Source organism: Paenibacillus sp. YSY-4.3 (assembly GCF_054767475.1).
Genome location: NZ_BAABMC010000005.1, coordinates 101,186 through 119,741, shown reverse-complemented (window position 1 = coordinate 119,741; position 18,556 = coordinate 101,186). Strand labels below are relative to the sequence as shown.

At 51.2% G+C, this 18,556-nt stretch carries 19 protein-coding genes; 3 read left to right on the top strand and 16 right to left on the bottom strand.

Annotated elements, in window-relative coordinates; translation table 11 throughout:
• Nucleotides 1-152 precede the first annotated feature (152 nt).
• The 5 genes from ACYUJT_RS17290 to ACYUJT_RS17270 all read right to left on the bottom strand — a co-directional run bounded on the left by ACYUJT_RS17290 (nt 153) and on the right by ACYUJT_RS17270 (nt 4,004).
• Nucleotides 153-899 carry an amino acid ABC transporter ATP-binding protein gene (locus ACYUJT_RS17290; protein WP_460324435.1) on the bottom strand — a complete coding sequence of 249 codons (747 nt, stop codon included), beginning with the start codon at nt 897-899 and terminating at the stop codon, nt 153-155.
• Nucleotides 900-914: 15 nt separating this feature from the next.
• Nucleotides 915-1,574 carry an amino acid ABC transporter permease gene (locus ACYUJT_RS17285; protein WP_460324433.1) on the bottom strand — a complete coding sequence of 220 codons (660 nt, stop codon included), beginning with the start codon at nt 1,572-1,574 and terminating at the stop codon, nt 915-917.
• Between the two features lie 78 nt (nt 1,575-1,652).
• Nucleotides 1,653-2,447, bottom strand: coding sequence for an amino acid ABC transporter substrate-binding protein (locus tag ACYUJT_RS17280; protein ID WP_460324431.1), 795 nt, complete (start codon nt 2,445-2,447; stop codon nt 1,653-1,655).
• Nucleotides 2,448-2,601: 154 nt separating this feature from the next.
• On the bottom strand, nt 2,602-3,138 hold the full coding sequence (locus tag ACYUJT_RS17275; RefSeq protein WP_460324429.1) for a mismatch-specific DNA-glycosylase: 537 nt from the start codon (nt 3,136-3,138) through the stop codon (nt 2,602-2,604).
• Nucleotides 3,139-3,212: 74 nt separating this feature from the next.
• Entirely contained in the window at nt 3,213-4,004 is a 792-nt protein-coding gene (locus tag ACYUJT_RS17270) for a YwaF family protein (protein ID WP_460324427.1), read from the bottom strand.
• Nucleotides 4,005-4,210: 206 nt separating this feature from the next.
• Here ACYUJT_RS17270 and ACYUJT_RS17265 point away from each other — a divergent pair, with 206 nt between their 5' ends.
• The gene (locus tag ACYUJT_RS17265) at nt 4,211-4,996 is read left to right on the top strand and encodes an IclR family transcriptional regulator (RefSeq protein ID WP_460324425.1); all 786 of its coding nucleotides are present in this window, start codon (nt 4,211-4,213) and stop codon (nt 4,994-4,996) included.
• Between the two features lie 214 nt (nt 4,997-5,210).
• Here the strand turns inward: ACYUJT_RS17265 and ACYUJT_RS17260 are convergent, their stop codons facing one another.
• From ACYUJT_RS17260 to ACYUJT_RS17215, 10 genes are all read right to left on the bottom strand, one after another.
• Nucleotides 5,211-6,446 (bottom strand): hydantoinase/carbamoylase family amidase, encoded by a 1,236-nt coding sequence (locus ACYUJT_RS17260; protein ID WP_460324423.1) that lies wholly within the window; start codon nt 6,444-6,446, stop codon nt 5,211-5,213.
• Nucleotides 6,433-6,990, bottom strand: coding sequence for an L-2-amino-thiazoline-4-carboxylic acid hydrolase (locus ACYUJT_RS17255; RefSeq protein ID WP_460324421.1), 558 nt, complete (start codon nt 6,988-6,990; stop codon nt 6,433-6,435). Before ACYUJT_RS17255 ends, ACYUJT_RS17260 begins: the two co-directional genes overlap by 14 nt.
• An 87-nt stretch (nt 6,991-7,077) precedes the next feature.
• Complete coding sequence (locus ACYUJT_RS17250; RefSeq protein WP_460324805.1) at nt 7,078-7,785, bottom strand: ABC transporter ATP-binding protein; 708 nt, start codon at nt 7,783-7,785, stop codon at nt 7,078-7,080.
• Between the two features lie 17 nt (nt 7,786-7,802).
• Nucleotides 7,803-8,579 carry an ABC transporter ATP-binding protein gene (locus ACYUJT_RS17245; protein ID WP_460324419.1) on the bottom strand — a complete coding sequence of 259 codons (777 nt, stop codon included), beginning with the start codon at nt 8,577-8,579 and terminating at the stop codon, nt 7,803-7,805.
• Nucleotides 8,579-9,550: a branched-chain amino acid ABC transporter permease gene (locus tag ACYUJT_RS17240; protein ID WP_460324417.1), complete on the bottom strand. Its 972-nt coding sequence runs from the start codon at nt 9,548-9,550 to the stop codon at nt 8,579-8,581. Before ACYUJT_RS17240 ends, ACYUJT_RS17245 begins: the two co-directional genes overlap by 1 nt.
• A gap of 3 nt (nt 9,551-9,553) precedes the next feature.
• The gene (locus tag ACYUJT_RS17235; protein ID WP_460324415.1) at nt 9,554-10,426 is read right to left on the bottom strand and encodes a branched-chain amino acid ABC transporter permease; all 873 of its coding nucleotides are present in this window, start codon (nt 10,424-10,426) and stop codon (nt 9,554-9,556) included.
• Between the two features lie 59 nt (nt 10,427-10,485).
• Nucleotides 10,486-11,613 (bottom strand): ABC transporter substrate-binding protein, encoded by a 1,128-nt coding sequence (locus tag ACYUJT_RS17230; protein WP_460324413.1) that lies wholly within the window; start codon nt 11,611-11,613, stop codon nt 10,486-10,488.
• Between the two features lie 818 nt (nt 11,614-12,431).
• On the bottom strand, nt 12,432-13,196 hold the full coding sequence (gene sdhB, locus ACYUJT_RS17225; protein ID WP_460324411.1) for a succinate dehydrogenase iron-sulfur subunit: 765 nt from the start codon (nt 13,194-13,196) through the stop codon (nt 12,432-12,434).
• Between the two features lie 12 nt (nt 13,197-13,208).
• Nucleotides 13,209-14,954 (bottom strand): succinate dehydrogenase flavoprotein subunit, encoded by a 1,746-nt coding sequence (gene sdhA / locus ACYUJT_RS17220; protein WP_460324409.1) that lies wholly within the window; start codon nt 14,952-14,954, stop codon nt 13,209-13,211.
• A gap of 102 nt (nt 14,955-15,056) precedes the next feature.
• A complete protein-coding gene (locus tag ACYUJT_RS17215) occupies nt 15,057-15,728 on the bottom strand; it encodes a succinate dehydrogenase cytochrome b558 subunit (RefSeq protein WP_460324407.1) in 672 nt (223 codons plus the stop codon).
• Nucleotides 15,729-16,060: 332 nt separating this feature from the next.
• On the opposite strand from ACYUJT_RS17215, the gene ACYUJT_RS17210 reads away from it, so the two are divergent.
• Together ACYUJT_RS17210 and ACYUJT_RS17205 are read left to right on the top strand one after the other, a co-directional pair.
• Nucleotides 16,061-16,966, top strand: a complete 906-nt coding sequence (locus ACYUJT_RS17210; RefSeq protein ID WP_460324405.1) for a LysR family transcriptional regulator — start codon at nt 16,061-16,063, stop codon at nt 16,964-16,966.
• A 144-nt stretch (nt 16,967-17,110) separates the two neighbouring features.
• On the top strand, nt 17,111-17,785 hold the full coding sequence (locus tag ACYUJT_RS17205; protein WP_460324403.1) for a DUF4052 family protein: 675 nt from the start codon (nt 17,111-17,113) through the stop codon (nt 17,783-17,785).
• 88 nt (nt 17,786-17,873) lie between these two features.
• Here ACYUJT_RS17205 and ACYUJT_RS17200 read toward each other — a convergent pair whose 3' ends face one another.
• Nucleotides 17,874-18,542, bottom strand: a complete 669-nt coding sequence (locus tag ACYUJT_RS17200; protein WP_460324401.1) for a potassium channel family protein — start codon at nt 18,540-18,542, stop codon at nt 17,874-17,876.
• Between the last annotated feature and the right edge of the window lie 14 nt (nt 18,543-18,556).

Here is an 18,556-nt window from a genome sequence, read left to right as displayed (position 1 = left end):
TTAGAAGTGCCTTTACCAGTATCTCTGCAGTAATGAGTCAAAATGATTATAGGCTTTGCTGTACGCATCTAAACAGGGCTGTTCCCGGGTCATGCAACCATGACTTAGGAACAGCCCTGTAATATGGATATGGAAAGCAGTCGTCAATTAAATTAAGCCAATACCCGGTTCAGGAACGTACGCGTCCGCTCAAGCTGCGGATTCCCGAAAATTTGCTCAGGCGTGCCGGATTCGATGATCTCGCCGTCGGCCATAAACAGGACGCGGTCGGCCACCTCCCGGGCAAAGGCCATTTCATGCGTCACGACGATCATCGTGATCTGCTCTCCGGCCAAGCGCTTCATCACCTGCAGCACTTCCCCCGTCAGCTCGGGGTCGAGGGCCGAAGTCGGCTCATCGAACAGCAGGATCTCCGGGTTCATCATCAGGGCGCGGGCGATGGCTACCCGCTGCTTCTGACCTCCGGAGAGACTGGACGGGTAGACGTCCGCCTTGTCGGCCAAGCCGACCTTGTCGAGCAGTTCCAGGCTCATCCTGGACACTTCGGCTGCGGACATTGCTTTAACCAGCTTTGGCGACAGCTCCAGATTTCCCTTCACCGTCAAGTGCGGGAACAGGTTGAAGTGCTGGAACACCATGCCCATGCGGGAGGTAATTGCCTTAACCTGCTGGGCATTGGAATATACGCCGTCGCGAACGAGATATTGATCGCCGATCCGGATACTGCCGCCGTTCGCCTCTTCCAAATGAACCAGGCTGCGCAGCATCGTCGATTTTCCCGAGCCGGAAGGGCCGATAACGGCTACGACTTCGCTCGGATTCACGCTGAAAGAGATGTTTTTTAGCACCTCAAGCTGGCCGAACACTTTTTTCAAATTGTTAATTTCAATGATTGCCATAGCTAGACAGTCCTTTTACTCGAATTTGAACTTTCGCTCAAGTGCCTTGAACAACACGGTAAGCAATAAAATCATGAGCAAGTAAACAACCCCGGCAACGACGAACGGAACGATTTTGAAATCGCGGTTAACCGCCGTATAGGCGAAGTGAAGCAATTCGGGAACGGATACCGCGTAGAGCAAGGCCGTATCCTTGACGAGCGTAATCGATTCATTGGATACCGCGGGCAGCGCTACCCGGAACATCTGCGGCATAATAATCCGCGTTAATGTTTGCCAGCGGCTCAATCCCAGCACCTGCGCCGCTTCGTATTGCCCTTTATCCACAGCCAGCAGGCCTCCGCGGAAAATCTCCGCGAAATATGCGGCATAGTTGAGAATAAAAGCAAGTCCAGCCGCCACGAAACGGTCCAGTACGAGATATTCGCCAATGAACGGGAGCATCGGCAGACCGAAGCAGAAGAACAGCAGCTGCAACAAGAGCGGTGTTCCGCGCATCACGTAAACATAACCGTGAGCCAGCCAGCTAAACGGCTTCACGCGACTGTTCATCATTAACGTAACGAGGAAGCCCAGCGGAATCGAGAGCAGGATGACCAGCAAAAACAACAAAATCGTCGTTTTGGCGCCCTCCAGCATCGGTATCGTTATGTCCCATAAGTAACTTATACTCATATCATTCGTCTCCCCAAAAACAAAAACCGGATAATAAGCGATCCGGTTATCGTATGATGACTTGTCATTATCAATAGTCTATTTCAGTACCTTGTCTTCGCCAAACCATTCCGTCGAAATTTCAGCGGCTTTGCCGTTGGAGTTCAGCGTATCGATCGCTTGCTGCAGCTTCTCCAGTAAAGCTTCGTTGCCCTTCTTGACGCCGATGCCATATTGTTCTGGAGCAAGGGTTTCCTCGACCAGTCTAAAGGTTCCCTCATCCTTGGACATATAGTATCTGGCCACAACTTCGTCAATGATTACCGCATCAAGGCGCTTCGTCTTCAAATCCGTAAGAGCCAGGACGTTATCCGCGAACTCGGTAACGCTCTTCACTTCGGCGCTGATTGGATTGGCATTCAGCGCGTCCGCCGCCGAAGACAAAGATTGCAAACCTACATTTTTCCCAGCCAAATCCTTGATGGAATGAATATCGGAATCGGCCAGCGTAATGATGATCTGGCTGTTCTCCAAATAAGGCTTCGTGAATAGTACTTTGCCTTTACGTTCTTCGGTAATCGTATATCCGTTCCAGATCAGATCGATCCGTCCGCTGTTCAGCTCGGATTCCTTCGCTTTCCAGTCAATCGGCTGGAAGGTTACTTCCATGCCCATCTCTTCGCCGACGGCCTTCGCGAAATCAATATCAAAGCCGACCAATTCGTTCTTCTCGTCCCGGAATCCCATCGGCGCGAATTTATCGTCTACTCCAACAACCAGCTTACCGTTACCCTTAGCTCCGCTGCTACTGCTGCTGGTACCGGCACACCCTGCTAAAGCAACCATCAGTATCGATATAATTACCCCTAATACAACCAATCTATTTCTCTTCATGTTGACCCTCCCCGTCTAATCCGCACGATCTAAATGCTTTAGTTCGTTAATACGTTATCAAGGTTATATCATAACATATCACCATGAAAGAGTCGAGAGAATTGAGGGTCTGTAATAAACTTCCACGATGGAAGTATTGCTATTATTCGAGTACTTAAATATCGGTAATAAACTCGTTCAGCTTCTTATAAATCTCCACGATTTCAGACATCGGCATGCGCACAAGGCCGCTAGACGAAGGAGCAACGAATTCATAGATTCCTTCTACGATAGGGGTCTCCTGAAATCCCCATTCTGCCTGGGCTTTGCGGCTGTATTCCGTATACACGCCTTTGCCGACGAAGCACGCCACACTCGGACGGTATTCCTCCAGTTTTGCACGTAATTTTTCCCGACCCTCCGCATACTCTTCCCGAGTAATGTCTTCCGCCCCCTTCGTCGGGCGGGCCACGATATTCGTGAAGCCGTATCCGAGCTTCAACAGCTCCCCGTCCTCTGAGGCCTCATACAGCCTTGGCGTCAGACCGGAGCTATGCAGTATGCGCCAAAAATTGTTGCGTGGATTTGCATAATGATGGCCGACCTGGCCAGAACGGATGCTGGGATTAAAGCCGATGAACACGATGCTCAGCCCGTAATCCAAATGATCCGCGATTTCCTTTATCTCCGTGGATTCATTTGCTTCGCGCATGACTTCAGCCTCCTTTTTTAGTTGATTGCATTTATCAGTACAAACCTCTCGCTGTTACTCACGCTTATCCTGATTTAGTCATGCAAGGCCTCTCCCCTGTCCTTAAGCTGTTCGAGCACCCTCCTGCGCTGATCCGGAATCCAGAAGAACAGCACATACATAGCTATAAACATAGTGAGCGCTATCATCTCCTCCGCCAGCAAATAATATGGATAAGGCCCGAACAGATCCAAAATGGACGGCGTGCTCGGCTTGCTGCGCAGGAACATGTAATTCGCGCCAATCGCAACATTGAGCGTACCAACCGCCAAGGCCAGTACATTGAGAAACAGCATGGTCCAGCCGATAGACCTCCACGTCGGCCTGTACTGCTCGATCCAGGTCATATAAAGCGAAGCAAGAATGATCGCCCCATGCGCGATGAAAAAGTGAAAAAAACGAAAATGCGGATACCCGAAATCCAAACTAGGTGTCAGCCAGGCCTGCAGCGCCCCGCCAATCCCGGCGAAAAACAAAATTTGATACAACAGCCGATTACCAGTCAGCAGCATCACGATGGACAGCAGCAGCGACACGCTGCACAGTTCGAGCGGCAGGGTATCCCTAATATCCCACTGTCCTTCGAGTACATACCACAGGTTAAGGGCAAGTTCGGTCACCAGCAGCACGCCAAGCAGCCCATAGCGAGTCATCTTCTTGGCAAATACGCTCGAACGAATGCGGCTTCTCCATGCAAACAGCGCGGCGATCAACAGCAGGAGCATCCCTATGACTACCAAATGCGAAAGAGAATACACCGCGAAATCTGGAGCATCCTCGATGCGAAAAAAACCGGACAAGTCCATCAGCATTTTCCTTTCCTTCATTTTTCAGGCGATCAGTGTTAATGTCTATAATATGGACCGAATCAATAGAACAGGTCAAGTATGTATCCAAGGCTCTTCCCTTAGAAATTCGCCAGCTGCAAGCGCTCAGCCTTGTAATTATCAAATCCCTATTGACATTGTCGGATAAACCCCCGAACATAGTGACTAGAGGAAAAAATTACTTGTTTATATCGTTGGAGGTTATAGTGTTGAACGAGAAAAATCCCCGCCTGATTCAATCCGTGAAACGGGCGCTCGATATTGTGAATTGCTTCGATTCGCTGCATACCCAGCTGTCACTCACTGAAATCAGTGAGAAGCTGGATCTGAACATAAGCACCGTTTACGGTCTTATCAATACGCTCTGCGCGTACTCATACATCGATAAAAATCCGAACAACGGCAAATACCGGCTCGGCCTCGAGTTTCTGTTGAAGGCCAACCTGGTTTCGCAAAGCCTCGACCTCAAGGAAATCGGCCATTCGTTTCTTACGGAGCTGACCAAGAAATTTCACGAGACTTCTCATCTATACGTCTATCAGCACGAGCAAATTTTCTGCGTGGACAAGGTAGAGTCGCCGAACAACTATTTCATCGTTAGCTCGCGGGCAGGCAGCAAGCTACCGATGCATGCCTCCGCTTCGGGCAAAATATTTCTGGCCCATATGCCGGAGTTCGAGCTGCAAAGCTTTTTGCAAAATTACAAATTAACCAAACTGACGGAAAAAACGATAACTGATAAAAAGAAGCTCCTGCATAACCTTCAACAAATCCGTGAGCAAGGATACAGCGTTGAGGACGAGGAGATCGAGGCGGGCGCCTACAGCATCGCCGCACCGATAAAGGATGCCGCCGGGCAAACTATCGGCACAATCAGCATCATCGGTTCGCTGTCCCGGATCAAGGAGAACGAGAAGCAGGTTCTCGCGGAATTGCTAGCTGCGGCAGGGGGAATTTCCAGCCAATTCGGATATCCGGTCAAATCCGTTTAATCGTCAACCAAAACGCAAAGAAATAGACCGCCCGTGATAGGGTGACGGTCTATTTTTTGTACCTCATCCAGCCAACCGCTCTTATAGCGGAAGTTGTGCAAAGGGGGCCTGGTGCAACCGGCCCCTTATTTAAAGCATATCCGAGTATACACCTCAATATCGGAGGCACCGGTCTTTTGCTCATACTAAACTGGCGTCCTTCCCGCTTCCGAGCTTATCCTTCGCTCGCTAGCTCCAGCAAAGTATGATACAACACTTCCGTTCCCGCCGCGCAGTCCTCGGGAGAGCTCCATTCCTCGGGATTGTGACTGATGCCGTCACGGGAACGCACAAAGATCATCCCCAGCGGCCATAGGGAGCTGAACTGCATTCCGTCATGGCCGGCGCCGCTTACTAATCGCGGCAGGTCTGATAGTCCCGCTAATTTGCCGGCCTGAGCTACGGCCTCCTGCACCAAAGAGGAGCTAGGAGCCGGAGCAACTCTCTGCAGCAGTTCGATCCGCAGCTCGATCCCCAACTTCTCGCACACCTGCTTGCTGTAAGCATGAATACTCGCCTCCAGCCGGTCTCGCTCAGCTTCATCGATATCCCGCAAATCAAGCGAGAATTGAACCTCGCCGGGAATAACGTTTACTCCGCCAGGCAATGCACGGAGCTTCCCTACCGTAGCCACCGCGTTTGTATATTTCTTTGATTCCGCGTAAATGTAGGTTAGAATTTCTGCGGCCGCCTGCATCGGATCTCTCCGCAGATGCATCGGGGTTGCCCCGGCATGGCCGGCCTGGCCGCTCAACGTAAATTGCTGCCAGAGCGGGCCGGCAATGCCTGTCACGAGCCCTACCGGCTTATGCAAGTTTTCCAGCACCCGCCCCTGCTCAATATGCAGTTCTACATAAGCCTTCACTTTATCCGTGGACTTAGCCGCTTCCCCCACGCGCTCAGGTGCAAGGCCCGTAGTCCGCATGGCATCGGCAATCGACACGGCTTGTTCATCCCGCTGCTCCAAATCCTCCTGCCGCAGCGTTCCGGCCACGGCCCGGCTGCCAATCATCCCGAACCCGAACCTGGAACCTTCCTCATCCGTAAAAGCGATGACTTCGATCGGGTGAACATTCCGGACTCCCAGCTCATTCATGCACTGCAGCGCTTCGATGGCCGAGAGGACGCCAAGCGCCCCGTCGAACATCCCGCCGTCGGGAACTGTATCGATATGGGAACCTGTCAGGACTACGGTGGCTTCGGGATTCGTCCCTTCCCGGCGGCCGATGACGTTTCCGGCTGCATCCTCGCGTACGGCTAGCCCGGCTTCCTTCATATAGGCGATAACAAGATCCTTCGCACGGGATTCATCGAGAGTAAATGAATAGCGAGTAACTCCCCCGCTAGACTGCTTGCCGATTTCCCCCAGCTCCATCAATCTCGCCCACAAGCGATCCTTATTGATTTCCATTCTCCTCACCCCCAGGCTCCTTCTCCGATGATTTCATCTGGAACCTGAAATGGCAATTTCCATCTTTAAGCAAATACTTATCGTGCACGACCTCAAAATTAGGGTTGTAACCCTTCGCGATTGCCGGGTCGATCATTTGGCAGTAGAGGATACCGTATTCCTCCATGCCGTCTTTTTTCCACTGATCCCCGAACGCGCATCTCGTGAAGTTCTGCTCGATTTCAACCGGATGATACTCCGTTTCATATTCAAACAGATCGCTGCGGCCCATATCATAGTTCGGCAAATAGCTGTGAATGTCGTTCGGCTGTCCGGCAGCGGCCGCGCGGCGGGCGATATCCCGGCCCCGCTCCTCGCCGAAGGTACGAACTCCCTCGCGGATCGCGTCCTTTCCTTCTTCACCAAAACGGTCCACTACTGCCTTGGAGAGATGGGCAAACAGTTTCGCCATGATCGTATAAGGAGATACCGGCTCCAGGCTTTCGTCATGGTTCAGCTTTTGCTCGGATTCCTCTTGTAGTTTGTCTTGTTTTTCTTGGCTCATCTTCAGATGCCTCCTCGGTTAATCTATCTGTACTGACTTTCAATACTAAAATCATTGCCGCACAAGTTGCTGTCGTTGCCATATTATCTAACCGATGCCCAAATATACGGATCTGACCACGTCGTTATTCCTTAACTCCGCAGCCTCGCCTTCCACGACGATACTGCCCGTCTCCATCACATAGCCGCGATGGGCGGTCGCGAGCGCCATGGTGGCATTCTGTTCTACCAGCAATACGGATACGCCTTCCTCGTTCACCTTGCGGATCGCCGCGAAAATTTCCTTCACGATGAGCGGTGCAAGGCCCATCGAGGGCTCATCCAGCAGCAGCAGCTTCGGCCTCGCCATTAGAGCGCGGGCGATCGCCAGCATCTGCTGTTCCCCCCCGCTCATCGTCCCGGCGAGCTGCTTCTTGCGCTCCTCCAGCCGCGGAAACAACTGGAACATGCCCTGAATGTCATCAGCAATCCCCGCCTTGTCGTTCCGGACATAAGCGCCGAGCTTTAGATTTTCCAGCACGGTCAAATCGGGAAATACGCCCCGGCCCTCAGGAACCTGCGAGATGCCCCGCGCCACAATCTGATGGGGCTCCAACTTCGTGATCTCCTGTCCCTGAAAGAAAATTTGTCCCTGTATGCTCTTGTTCAGACCGGAAATGCTGCGCAGAGCCGAAGTTTTCCCCGATCCGTTCGTCCCGATCAGCCCCACAATTTCCCCAGGCTGAATATGAAGATTCATTTGTTTCACAGCTGATATCACGCCATAATTTACGCTTAAATCTTTAATTTCCAAAATAGCTTGGCTGTCGCTTGTCAAAACTCCTCGACCTCCCCGCCCAAATAGGCCTGAATGACATCAGGGTTGCTCTGAATTTCCTCCGCGCTGCCCTCGGCAATCTTCTCACCGTAATTCAAAACAACGATACGGTCGGAAATATCCATGATCATCCCGATATCATGTTCGATCAAAATGATCTCGATGTTGAATTCCTTAGAGAGCTGCCGAATTTTCTTTACGAGCTCAGCTTTTTCCGCCGCATTCATGCCCGCCGCCGGTTCATCCAGCAGCAGTATCTCGCAGCCTGTAGCCAGCGCCCTCGCTATTTCGAGCAGCCGCTGCTCCCCGTACGGCAAGCTTCCGGCCAGGACATCCAGCTTATGCGCCAGCCCCACGACCTCGAGCTTTTCCAGGCATTCCTGGACAATAGCGGCACGCCGTTTAGCTGTGGAGCCCAGGGCAAAAACCGATTGCAGCAAACCCTCGCCGTTGCACTCCGCATGCGCGACAAGCACATTTTCCAGCACCGTCATATTTTTTAGCAAACGTGTATTCTGAAAGGTACGGGCAATCCCTAGACCAACCCTCTTAAATGGCTTTAGCCTGTTGATAACCCGGTTCTTGTAAATGATCTTGCCAGAGGTCGGCTGATAGATGCCCGTCAGCAGATTGAACAGCGTCGTTTTCCCCGCCCCGTTTGGTCCAATGATCGATAGGATCTCGCCCCGGCGCACCGTCATATCGACGTTGTTCAATGCGACCAGCCCGCCGAATTTCACCGACACCTTCTCAAGCTCCAGTACGTTCTCCATCACTTGCCCTCACCTTTCCGCACCATGCCGTAGAAATTGTACTTGCGGTGCTTCTCTCCCCAGAACCCGGTCGGCTTGAAGATCATCATCAGGACGATCGCAAGCCCGAGCAGCATCATTCTATAATCGCTCATATACCGCAGCAGCTCAGGGGCAAGCACGAGAATGACCGCGCCGAGCACCGAGCCAGGCAGGCTGGCCGAGCCCCCTAGAATGACCATCGCCAAAATATTAACCGAATCCAAATAGCGGAAGGCGTCCGGACTGACAAAGGATATGTAGGAAGCCCAGAACGCCCCGGCGATGCCGGCGAAGAACCCTCCCACGGTAAAAGCGAGCAGCTTGTACTTGTTCGGACGAATTCCGATCGATTGCGCCAAGGTCTCGTCCTCGCGAATGGTCAGCAGGCTGAGGCCGACGCCGGAATGAACGATGCGGTGAATGACGAAGAACGTCAGCAGCACAAGCGCCAGGATTAGATAATAAAATTCCGTTTTGCCGCTAAAGGTATAGCCGAACAAAGTCGGTGCCGGGATCCCGGGCAGGCCCATAGGTCCGCGCGTTACATCCACCCAGTTGACGAAGATAAGCCGGACAATTTCTCCGAAGCCAAGCGTTACGATCCCGAGATAGTCCCCCCTGAGGCGAATGACTGGAGTTCCCAGCAAAAAGCCGAAAAATCCTGCAATCACAGCGGCAGCAGGCAGCGCGATCCAGAACGAAACTTGAAAATGTATCATGAGCAGGGCTGCGGAATAAGCGCCGATGCCATAGAAAGCAGCGTGTCCGAGTGCAAACTGCCCGGCATATCCGATAATGACGTTGAGGCTCATCGACAGAATGGAGAAAATCCCGATCATGATCACGATGTGCATCCAGTAATCGTTGACCTGCTGCAGCACCAAAGGCAGAACAATCAACACTGCAGCCGCTGCCCCTACGGCCGTTGTTTTTCTTAAGCTCAAGCTCATCACCTACACTTTGTTGATATCTTTTTTGCCGAGAATGCCAGACGGGCGGATCAGCAGCACAATAATGAGGATCGCGAACGAAATGACGCTCTTATACTGCGTGGAAATATAAGCGCCGCCCAGCGTCTCCACCAGCCCGAGCAGCACGCCGCCCAGCATCGCTCCGGGAATGCTGCCGATTCCTCCGAGAACCGCCGCCGTAAAGGCGTTGATCCCTGCCATATACCCCATCGTCGGGTATACCGCGTTATAGTAAATACCGACCATGATGCCCGCACAGGCCGCAAGCGCAGAGCCGATCCCGAAAGCCAGGCTGATCATCCGGTTCGTGTTGATGCCCATCAAAGCCGCGTTGGTCAAGCTCATAGAAGTCGCCCGCATCGCCGTACCGGTCTTCGTCTTCGTGACGAACAAATGCAGGCCAAGCATCAGAATAAAAGACAGAATCAGAATCAAGATTTGAATTTCAGAGAACGTAATGCTGCCTAGAGTATAGGTACGGCTGCCGAACGTTGTCGGAAAAGGGCGCATTTCCGTTCCCCATAATTTTTGGGCCAAGCTGATCAGGAACGTGGATACGCCCAGTGCGCTGATCAGAGGAACGATTCGGTCAGCCATGCGCAGCGGCCGGTAAGCGAATCGTTCGATCAGAATTCCGATCCCCGAAGTCACGACTGCCGACAGCAGGAATGCGAGATATAACGGCAAATCCAGTTCTTTCATGAAAAAAAGCCCCAGAAAACTGCCCATCATGAAAATATCGCCATGCGCGAAGTTCACTATTTTCAAGATGCCGTAGACCATCGTATAGCCGAGCGCAATCAGGGCGTAAATCATTCCGATCGTTAATCCGTTGGTAAGTTGTTGAAGGAGCATAATAACATCCTTTCAAAGCCAGGGAGCAGGAATGAAATTCAATCCTGCTCCAGAAGCGATTATTTATAAAGTTCGAACTTTCCGCCTTGCACCGTCAGTTTCGAAGGAATCGTCTCGACGTCGCCGTTCTCATCAAAGCTCAGCACGCCGGTCGCTCCTTTGTAATCCTTCAGGGTTTCCAGATACGTCTTGATGCTCTCTCTATCCGCGCCCTTCTCCTTGATCGCCTCGATGACTACCGAAGTAGCGACATAGGAGTAAGCTGCGTAGGTATCCGGCTGGCTGCTGTATGCCGCCTCATAATCTGCAGCAAACTTCGTTGCCTCTTCATTGTCGCCGCCTGGGAAGAAGAAACCGATCAATTTAAAGCCTTCCACGGACTCCCCGCCAAGTTCAAGCAAAGCTTCAGAATAAAGGCTGTCAACGCCGATAAAGTCAACGCTCAGGTTCAACTTCTTCGCCTGCTGCGAGATCAGAGCCGCTTCGTTATAGAAGCCGCCAATAAAGATGGCCTCCGGCTGCTTGTCCTTAATCTTCGTCAGGATTGTGCTGAAATCCTTGTCGCCAGGGTTATAAGCTTCGGCCGCCACGACCTCGATATTGTTAGCCGGAGCCGATTTTTGATAAACGTCCAGTAGTCCGAGACCAAAGTCAGATTGTTCATAAATCAAAGCAACCTTGTTGTATCCAAGCTCCTTGGACCAGTTTGCCAAATAGTCGGCCTGGAACGCATCTGTCGTAATTACCCGGAAGGTATATTCTCCTGCATTTGTTACGCCAGGCGCACTGGAGGACGGAGAAATTTCCACGATTTTATTTTTGTTGTACACGGGTGCTGTTGCCAGTGTAGCCGAGCTGTTGAAGTGGCCGACGACGGCCAGAATGCTCTTATCCGATACGAATTTGTTCGCTACGTTGACAGCCTCGTTGGAGTCGCCCTTATCGTCTTGAACGACGATCTCCACCTTCTTGCCGTCGATTCCGCCCGCTTCATTGATTTGGGCTGCGGCCAGTTCAGCGCCATTCTTGAAGGCCTGTCCATATTGTGCCTGCGTACCCGAAATCGGTGCCGCAAGGCCAATCCGAATTGTATCACTCTTAGCCGATGATCCATCGTTTGCAGCGCATCCGCCCAACAGACCGACCAGCAATCCTGCCAATATAACTACCAGAAAAGACCTCTTCATATTGCTCCCCCTCAAATACTAAAATTAATCCTATAAGTTAAGTATGGATTTAATTATAGGGCATTTTTTCGAAAAAGCAACACTTGTTTTTATATGGTCGAATCAGATTTGACATTGTCAAAATTGGGCAGCTTTTTGTGAGTAGTAAAAGTAGAGGTTTGTCTTGTACATGGAGAATAAAGCGGAGTTTTATGGTAGGAGCTTCTTAAGCAGGAGTTCCTTAGGCAGGAGTTCCCTAGGTAGGAGTTCCTCAGGCAGGAGTTCCTCAGGCAGGAGTTCCTCAGGCAGGAGTTCCTCAGGCAGGAGCTTCTTAAGCAGAAGTTGAAGGGGTCATAGTTTTGCTCCGGAATAAAAGAATTATAAAAAACTAAATGTATTTTATACAGCTAGTTAAGCTCTTTTATAAAAAATACATGCGTTAAATGTAAAACCTGCAGTTAGTTTGCCTGAATAGAGCTCATTCGTCGAAATAGCTTAAAACTAAATGTAGGTCTTGCAGTTAGTTTCCTCTAACACGCCCAAAACCGATGAACTAACTGCAGGAATTACATCTAGTTACCTTATCCTGACTATCTAGTAGTTTAATTTATTGGAGGGAAAGACACCAGTTCAATTTAGGGGGCGAGCCACTTTAGCATCATTCCCTTTGGATCCGCTATTTCTAACTAATATACCTGCACTTTTGCAGTTTGCCTTAGCATTTAAACAACAGCCTGCCCCCTCCCCGTTAAAAAAAGAAGCCAACTCCCCCAAAAACAAAAGGGGAAAGCTGGCTTCTCTAGATTCTGTTAATTTCGGATGCAAGACCGGTTCGCGGTTTACACGCCTAGCCAAGACTTGAACATATGCTTGGTCGTTGCTTTATTCATTTCAGCGATGGACGTCGTAAGCGGGATGCCTTTCGGGCAGGCGCGCACGCAGTTCTGCGAGTTGCCGCAGCCCTCGATTCCGCCGTCGCCCATCAACGCTTCCAGACGCTCTTCCGCGTTCATTTCGCCCGTCGGATGCGCATTGAACAGTCTTACCTGCGAGAGCGCAGCCGGGCCGATGAAATCGGTCTTCTCGTTTACGTTCGGGCATGCCTCCAGGCAGACACCGCAGGTCATGCACTTGGACAGCTCATATGCCCATTGGCGCTTCTTCTCCGCCATGCGCGGTCCTGGTCCCAAATCATACGTTCCGTCGATCGGAATCCAAGCTTTGACGCGTTTCAGCGCATTGAACATGCGGCTGCGGTCAATCACCAGGTCCCGGACAACCGGGAACGTCTTCATCGGCTCCAACCGAATCGGCTGCTCCAAATTATCGATCAAAGCAGCGCAAGCCTGACGCGGCTTGCCGTTGATCACCATTGAACAAGCACCGCATACTTCCTCCAAGCAGTTGGAATCCCAACATACCGGTGCCGTGTCCTTGCCATCCAGATTTACCGGGTTACGCTGAATTTCCATCAGGGCGCTGATGACGTTCATGCCAGGACGGTAGTTCAGCTCGAACTCTTCCGTATAGGGAGCCGCATCCGGCTTGTCTTGGCGCGTAATAATAAACTTTACCTTCTTGGCCGCTGTTTCCGCAATTGCCATGACATTCCCCTCCTATTTTTCCTTCGAATAGTCGCGAATCCGCGGTGGAATCAACGAAACATCCACTTCTTCATATGAGATTTGCGGTCCGTCCGGCGTCCATGTCGCCTTCGTCGTCTTCAGGAACTCCTCATCGTTACGATCCGGGAATTCCGGTTTGTAGTGGGCACCGCGGCTTTCATTACGAAGCAAGGCGCCTAGCGTCATCGCTTCTGCCAGCTCCAGCATATTCCACAGCTGACGGGTAAATGCCGCACCGGCGTTGTTCCAGCGTGACGTATCGTTAATGTTAATTTTTTGGTAACGATGCTTAAGCTCTTTGATTTTTCCGATTGTCGCTTCGAGCTTACTGTTGTGGCGCACAACCGTCATATTGTCGGTCATCCACTCGCCGAGCTCCTTATGGATGACATAGGCATTCTCTGTGCCGTCCATCGCCAGCAAAGCCTCGAACTTGTTCTCTTGCGCCTTGCGATTCTTCTCGAATATCGCCGGGCTAAGATCTTCTGCCGACTTCTTCAGTCCGCGGATGTATTCAACCGCCTTCGGTCCGGCGACCATACCGCCGTAAATCGCCGAGACAAGCGAGTTGGCTCCAAGGCGGTTCGCGCCGTGATATTGGTACTCGCATTCGCCAGCGGCGAACAGACCCGGAATATTGGTCATTTGGTTGTAATCAACCCACATGCCGCCCATGGAATAATGGACTGCCGGGAATATTTTCATCGGAATTTTACGAGGGTCGTCCCCCATGAACTTCTCATAAATCTCAATGATTCCACCTAGCTTAATGTCTAGCTCTTTCGGATCCTTGTGGGACAAATCGAGATATACCATGTTCTCGCCGTTAATCCCCAGCTTCTGCTCTACGCAGACATTGAAAATTTCCCGGGTAGCGATATCGCGAGGCACCAGGTTACCGTACGCCGGATATTTCTCCTCAAGGAAATACCAAGGTTTTCCTTCCTTGTAAGTCCAAATCCGTCCGCCCTCACCGCGAGCCGATTCCGACATTAAGCGCAGCTTGTCGTCGCCCGGAATCGCCGTCGGGTGAATTTGGATGAACTCCCCGTTCGCGTAATGAACACCCTGCTGATACACGGCACTCGCCGCAGTACCTGTATTAATGACCGAGTTTGTTGTTTTGCCAAAAATAATACCAGGCCCGCCCGTCGCCAAAATCACGGCATCGGAGGCGAAGGTAACAACCTCCATCGACCGAAGATCCTGCGCCACAATCCCGCGGCATACGCCTTCGTCGTCCAGCACAGCGGACATGAACTCCCAGCTCTCATACTTCGTCACGAGCCCCGCAGCTTCATAGCGGCGTACCTGCTCATCGAGCGCGTACAGCAGTTGCTGGCCCGTCGTCGCTCCGGCAAACGCCGTGCGGTGATGCTTCGTTCCGCCGAAACGGCGGAAATCCAGTAAGCCCTCCGGCGTGCGGTTAAACATAACCCCCATCCGGTCCATCAGATGGATGATGCCTGGAGCCGCTTCGCACATCGCTTTAACCGGCGGCTGATTCGCAAGGAAATCTCCGCCGTATACCGTGTCGTCAAAATGCTCCCATGGGGAGTCGCCTTCGCCCTTCGTGTTGACGGCGCCGTTGATGCCGCCCTGCGCGCAGACGGAGTGCGAACGCTTGACCGGAACAAGGGAGAACAAATGCACCTGAGTCCCGGCCTCCGCCGCTTTGATCGTAGCCATGAGCCCCGCCAGCCCGCCGCCTACGACGATAATGCTTTGTTTAGCCATATATGTTTCAACTCCTAAAAGTTTTGTTGAGCGATACTTCTCAGGATTACTTCGTAACAAAACTTGCTTCGAAAGCATCCGCTTAGTTTTGTTTTACCAATCTTAGCCGATGAACGACTTCAGCGTTTGCAGCATAGCCGTTCCTTCCGCAGCAAATTCCACGTTGCGGAATGCGAATAGCGACCAAATGAACATCACGGATACGATCACGAACAGCCCCATGAAAATGTTCGAGGAAACGCGCTGCGCACGCGGGCCAACCGTAATTCCCCAGCTTACCAGGAAAGACCACATGCCGTTGGCAAAGTGGAACGAAGCCGCGATCACGCTGATGAAATAAATGATGAAGAAGATCGGCTGCGTAACGATGCCGTGCATGACCGCACCAAGCTCCTCATGCGTCACATTACCCAATGCGACTTGTACCCGAGTCTCCCAAACGTGCCAAATCACAAATGCAAACACGATAACCCCGCTAATCCGCTGAAGCAAATAACGCAGGTTCCGTTCATTGCGGAATCTGCCATTGTTCGGCTTGGCCTGAAATGCGATATACATGCCGTAAACGCCGTGATACAGCAGCGGCAGCCAAATAAACAATGCTTCAATTACAATAACAAGAGGCAGACTGTTCAGTAATGCAACGGCATCCATGAATCCCTGCCTTCCGCCTTCAACGGCCGAAAAGTTCGTAATCATGTGTTCCAGAATAAAGAATCCTAGCGGAATGACACCCAGGAGCGAGTGCAGCTTTCTGGAATAAAACCCTTTCATAAGTGCGTGTTCCCCTTTCTCGTTTCCATCGTTCCCTATTCAATGACATCATTCAACACCGGCCGCCAAGCAAGTATATGATAAAACCCACATTTAAACGGCCCTATTCGCATGTGATTAAGATAACATGTGAACATCTTGTGTCACTTTCAATGTTACTCCTTTTTATCTTATAATGGAATTGCAATATACTTATTAATCGTTATAACATTTATGCATAACTATGTACAAGCATAAACTTCCTATTTAATATGCGTAATAATCAATCTAAGAAATCAGTCTTTTTTCAATATAATATAAATGCACGGCTAACACTCGGAGGGATGTTACCTATGATGGAAGATTTACTCGTATTCACCACTGTCGTCGAGCAGTCCAGCTTGAATAAAGCATCAAAGCTGCTGAATTTGTCGCAGCCTGCCCTATCGCGCAAAATAGCCAAGCTCGAGGAGGAATGGGGCGTGGCGCTATTCGACCGCAAGGGCAAGCGGCTTGAGCTGACCCGCGTCGGCCAGGAGGCATATATCTATGCCCTTGAGCAGCGGCAGCGCCATCAGCATTTCCTGCAATCGGTATCCCGCTTCAAGACGGCCGAGCGGAGAGTCGTCACGCTGGGAGCGAGTCTGACGACGATCCAGACGACTCTCCCGCCACTTGTGACTGTGTTGATGAATAAGTCACCGGATATCGAATTGAAACTCGTTACCGGCAAAACACATGAAATCGTCTCCTATGTCCGCGACAAAAAGGTCGATCTTGGCGTTGTCGCTTCATCGATTTCTGAGCAGGGCTTGAAATGCATCACCCTGTTTCAAGATCATCTGGAGCTGGTCGTCCCGCGGAACCATGCCCTGGCAGGAGGCAAGCCGGCAGCCATGGAGGATTTGAACGGACTGCCCATGATCATTTTCTCCAAAGGGACCTGGTACCGGAAGTTGATTGATGACCTCTTTGGGCGCTATGGCATCATTCCAGACGTACGGATGGAAATCGACTCCTTCGAAGCGATCGTCCGTCTTCTCCCAACGTGCCGGGCCGCCGCGCTGCTGCCGCAATCTTATTTAAGGCCCCAGCTGCTGAAAGACAATGAGCTGGTGGCCCTGCCTATGAAAGAGCTGGAACAGACGCGCCGAGAGACCTGTCTCATCTATGGCAGCAGCTCAGAGCTGACCCAAGAGACCAAAGATTGGATCAAAGACATCAAGGACAGTCTGGTCGATGCTTTGGAGCTGGAATAAATAAAGCCCCATTATTTGTACTAACGTTGCGCTTTACGATGATTCACGAGACTAGAAATGGGGTATAACAACGAGTTGGAGCCCTTCCTCGATGATGCATTTCATCCGCGAGGAACCAACCAACAAGTTCGGAGGTGTCTATCCATGAGAACGTTTCGTAGCCAGCTTGCCTTCCATTGGCATGATAACCGCAAGCGGCTGCTGTGGTTTGGAGCTATTTTACTGTTCCTTGATTTTTGGCTGATTGCCGGATACGGCATATATGAGCCCGAAAATGCAATGGCATTAGTCATAAATAATAATTTTGCTGCAATTTCAATTTTCATCTTGCTAATCGCTTATATTACAGCCGTCAATTCCTTCCCGCGGCTAATGGGCTTGGGCTATACGCGCAAGCAGTACTATTGGAGCAGCCTGATTTATTTCGCTGCATTCAGCATAGCGGTATCCCTTGTACAGACGCTCCTCATGGTAGCGCTCAAGCAACTGCTCCCGCTGATCAGTTTCGGTCCGAGCACTACCGTCATTTCATATGGCATGCTATGGTATCCGCAAACTGCCGTCTACTTCCTTCTGGCCATACTGTTCTTTCTGACGAGTACCTTGATGTATCGGTTCGGCTTGTTCTGGGGCGTTGGATTGATCATTGTTTATATTTTGAGTTTAGATGCTCTTCGTACGAACAATCCTACTCTCATCGATGCGACGGCCAAAACGCTGGTGGATATCCTCCCTCCCCATTTCGCTATCGCCATCTCCATCGGCGCGGCCTTCATCTGCTGGTGGCTATACCGAAGCGCTGAAGTAAAGTCCGCTTAAAATAACGCACCAAATAAAACACCAAATATAAAGGAAGCTGCATCCGACCCTCCCGGCTGGACTGCAGCTTCCTTTACTATTTTATCGATCACTCGTCCTCGTTAATGACAGCTTCAAATCTATCGATATTCTCATTAGAACCGATCATGACCATAATATCTCCGTCATTCAGCACATCCATCGCGGTAGGGGCAACAATGACTCCCGTTTGCTTATGGATAGCAACTATGCTGCAGCTGTAATTCACGCGTGGATTGATCTCGCCCAGCGTCTTTCCGGCAAGGCATTCAGGTACCCTCAGCTCGACGATGCTATACTCCTTCGACAGCTCGATGTAATCGAGCAAATTCGGAGTCACAAGCTGATGCGCAACGCGAACCCCCATATCCCTCTCCGGAAAAATAACCCGGTCCACGCCAAGCTTCTCCAGTGCCCGGCCATGCAGGACAGAAATCGCCTTGGCGACAACCTGCTTGATGCCCAAATCCTTGAGCAGAATCGCCGTCAGTATGCTCATCTGAATATCGCTGCCGATCGCCACGATGCCGCAATCGAAGTTGCGGACGCCTAGCGATTTCAGCACCTCTTCATCCGTAGCGTCAGCCATGACGGCATGGGTCAAATAAGCGCTCATGTCGTTCACCAGCTCTTCGTTCAAGTCGATGCCGAGCACCTCGTACCCCAAATCCATTAACTCGAGCGCTAGGCTGGAGCCGAAGCGCCCCAGGCCGATTACCACAAACTGCTGCATTTTCATTGATTGGTCAAACT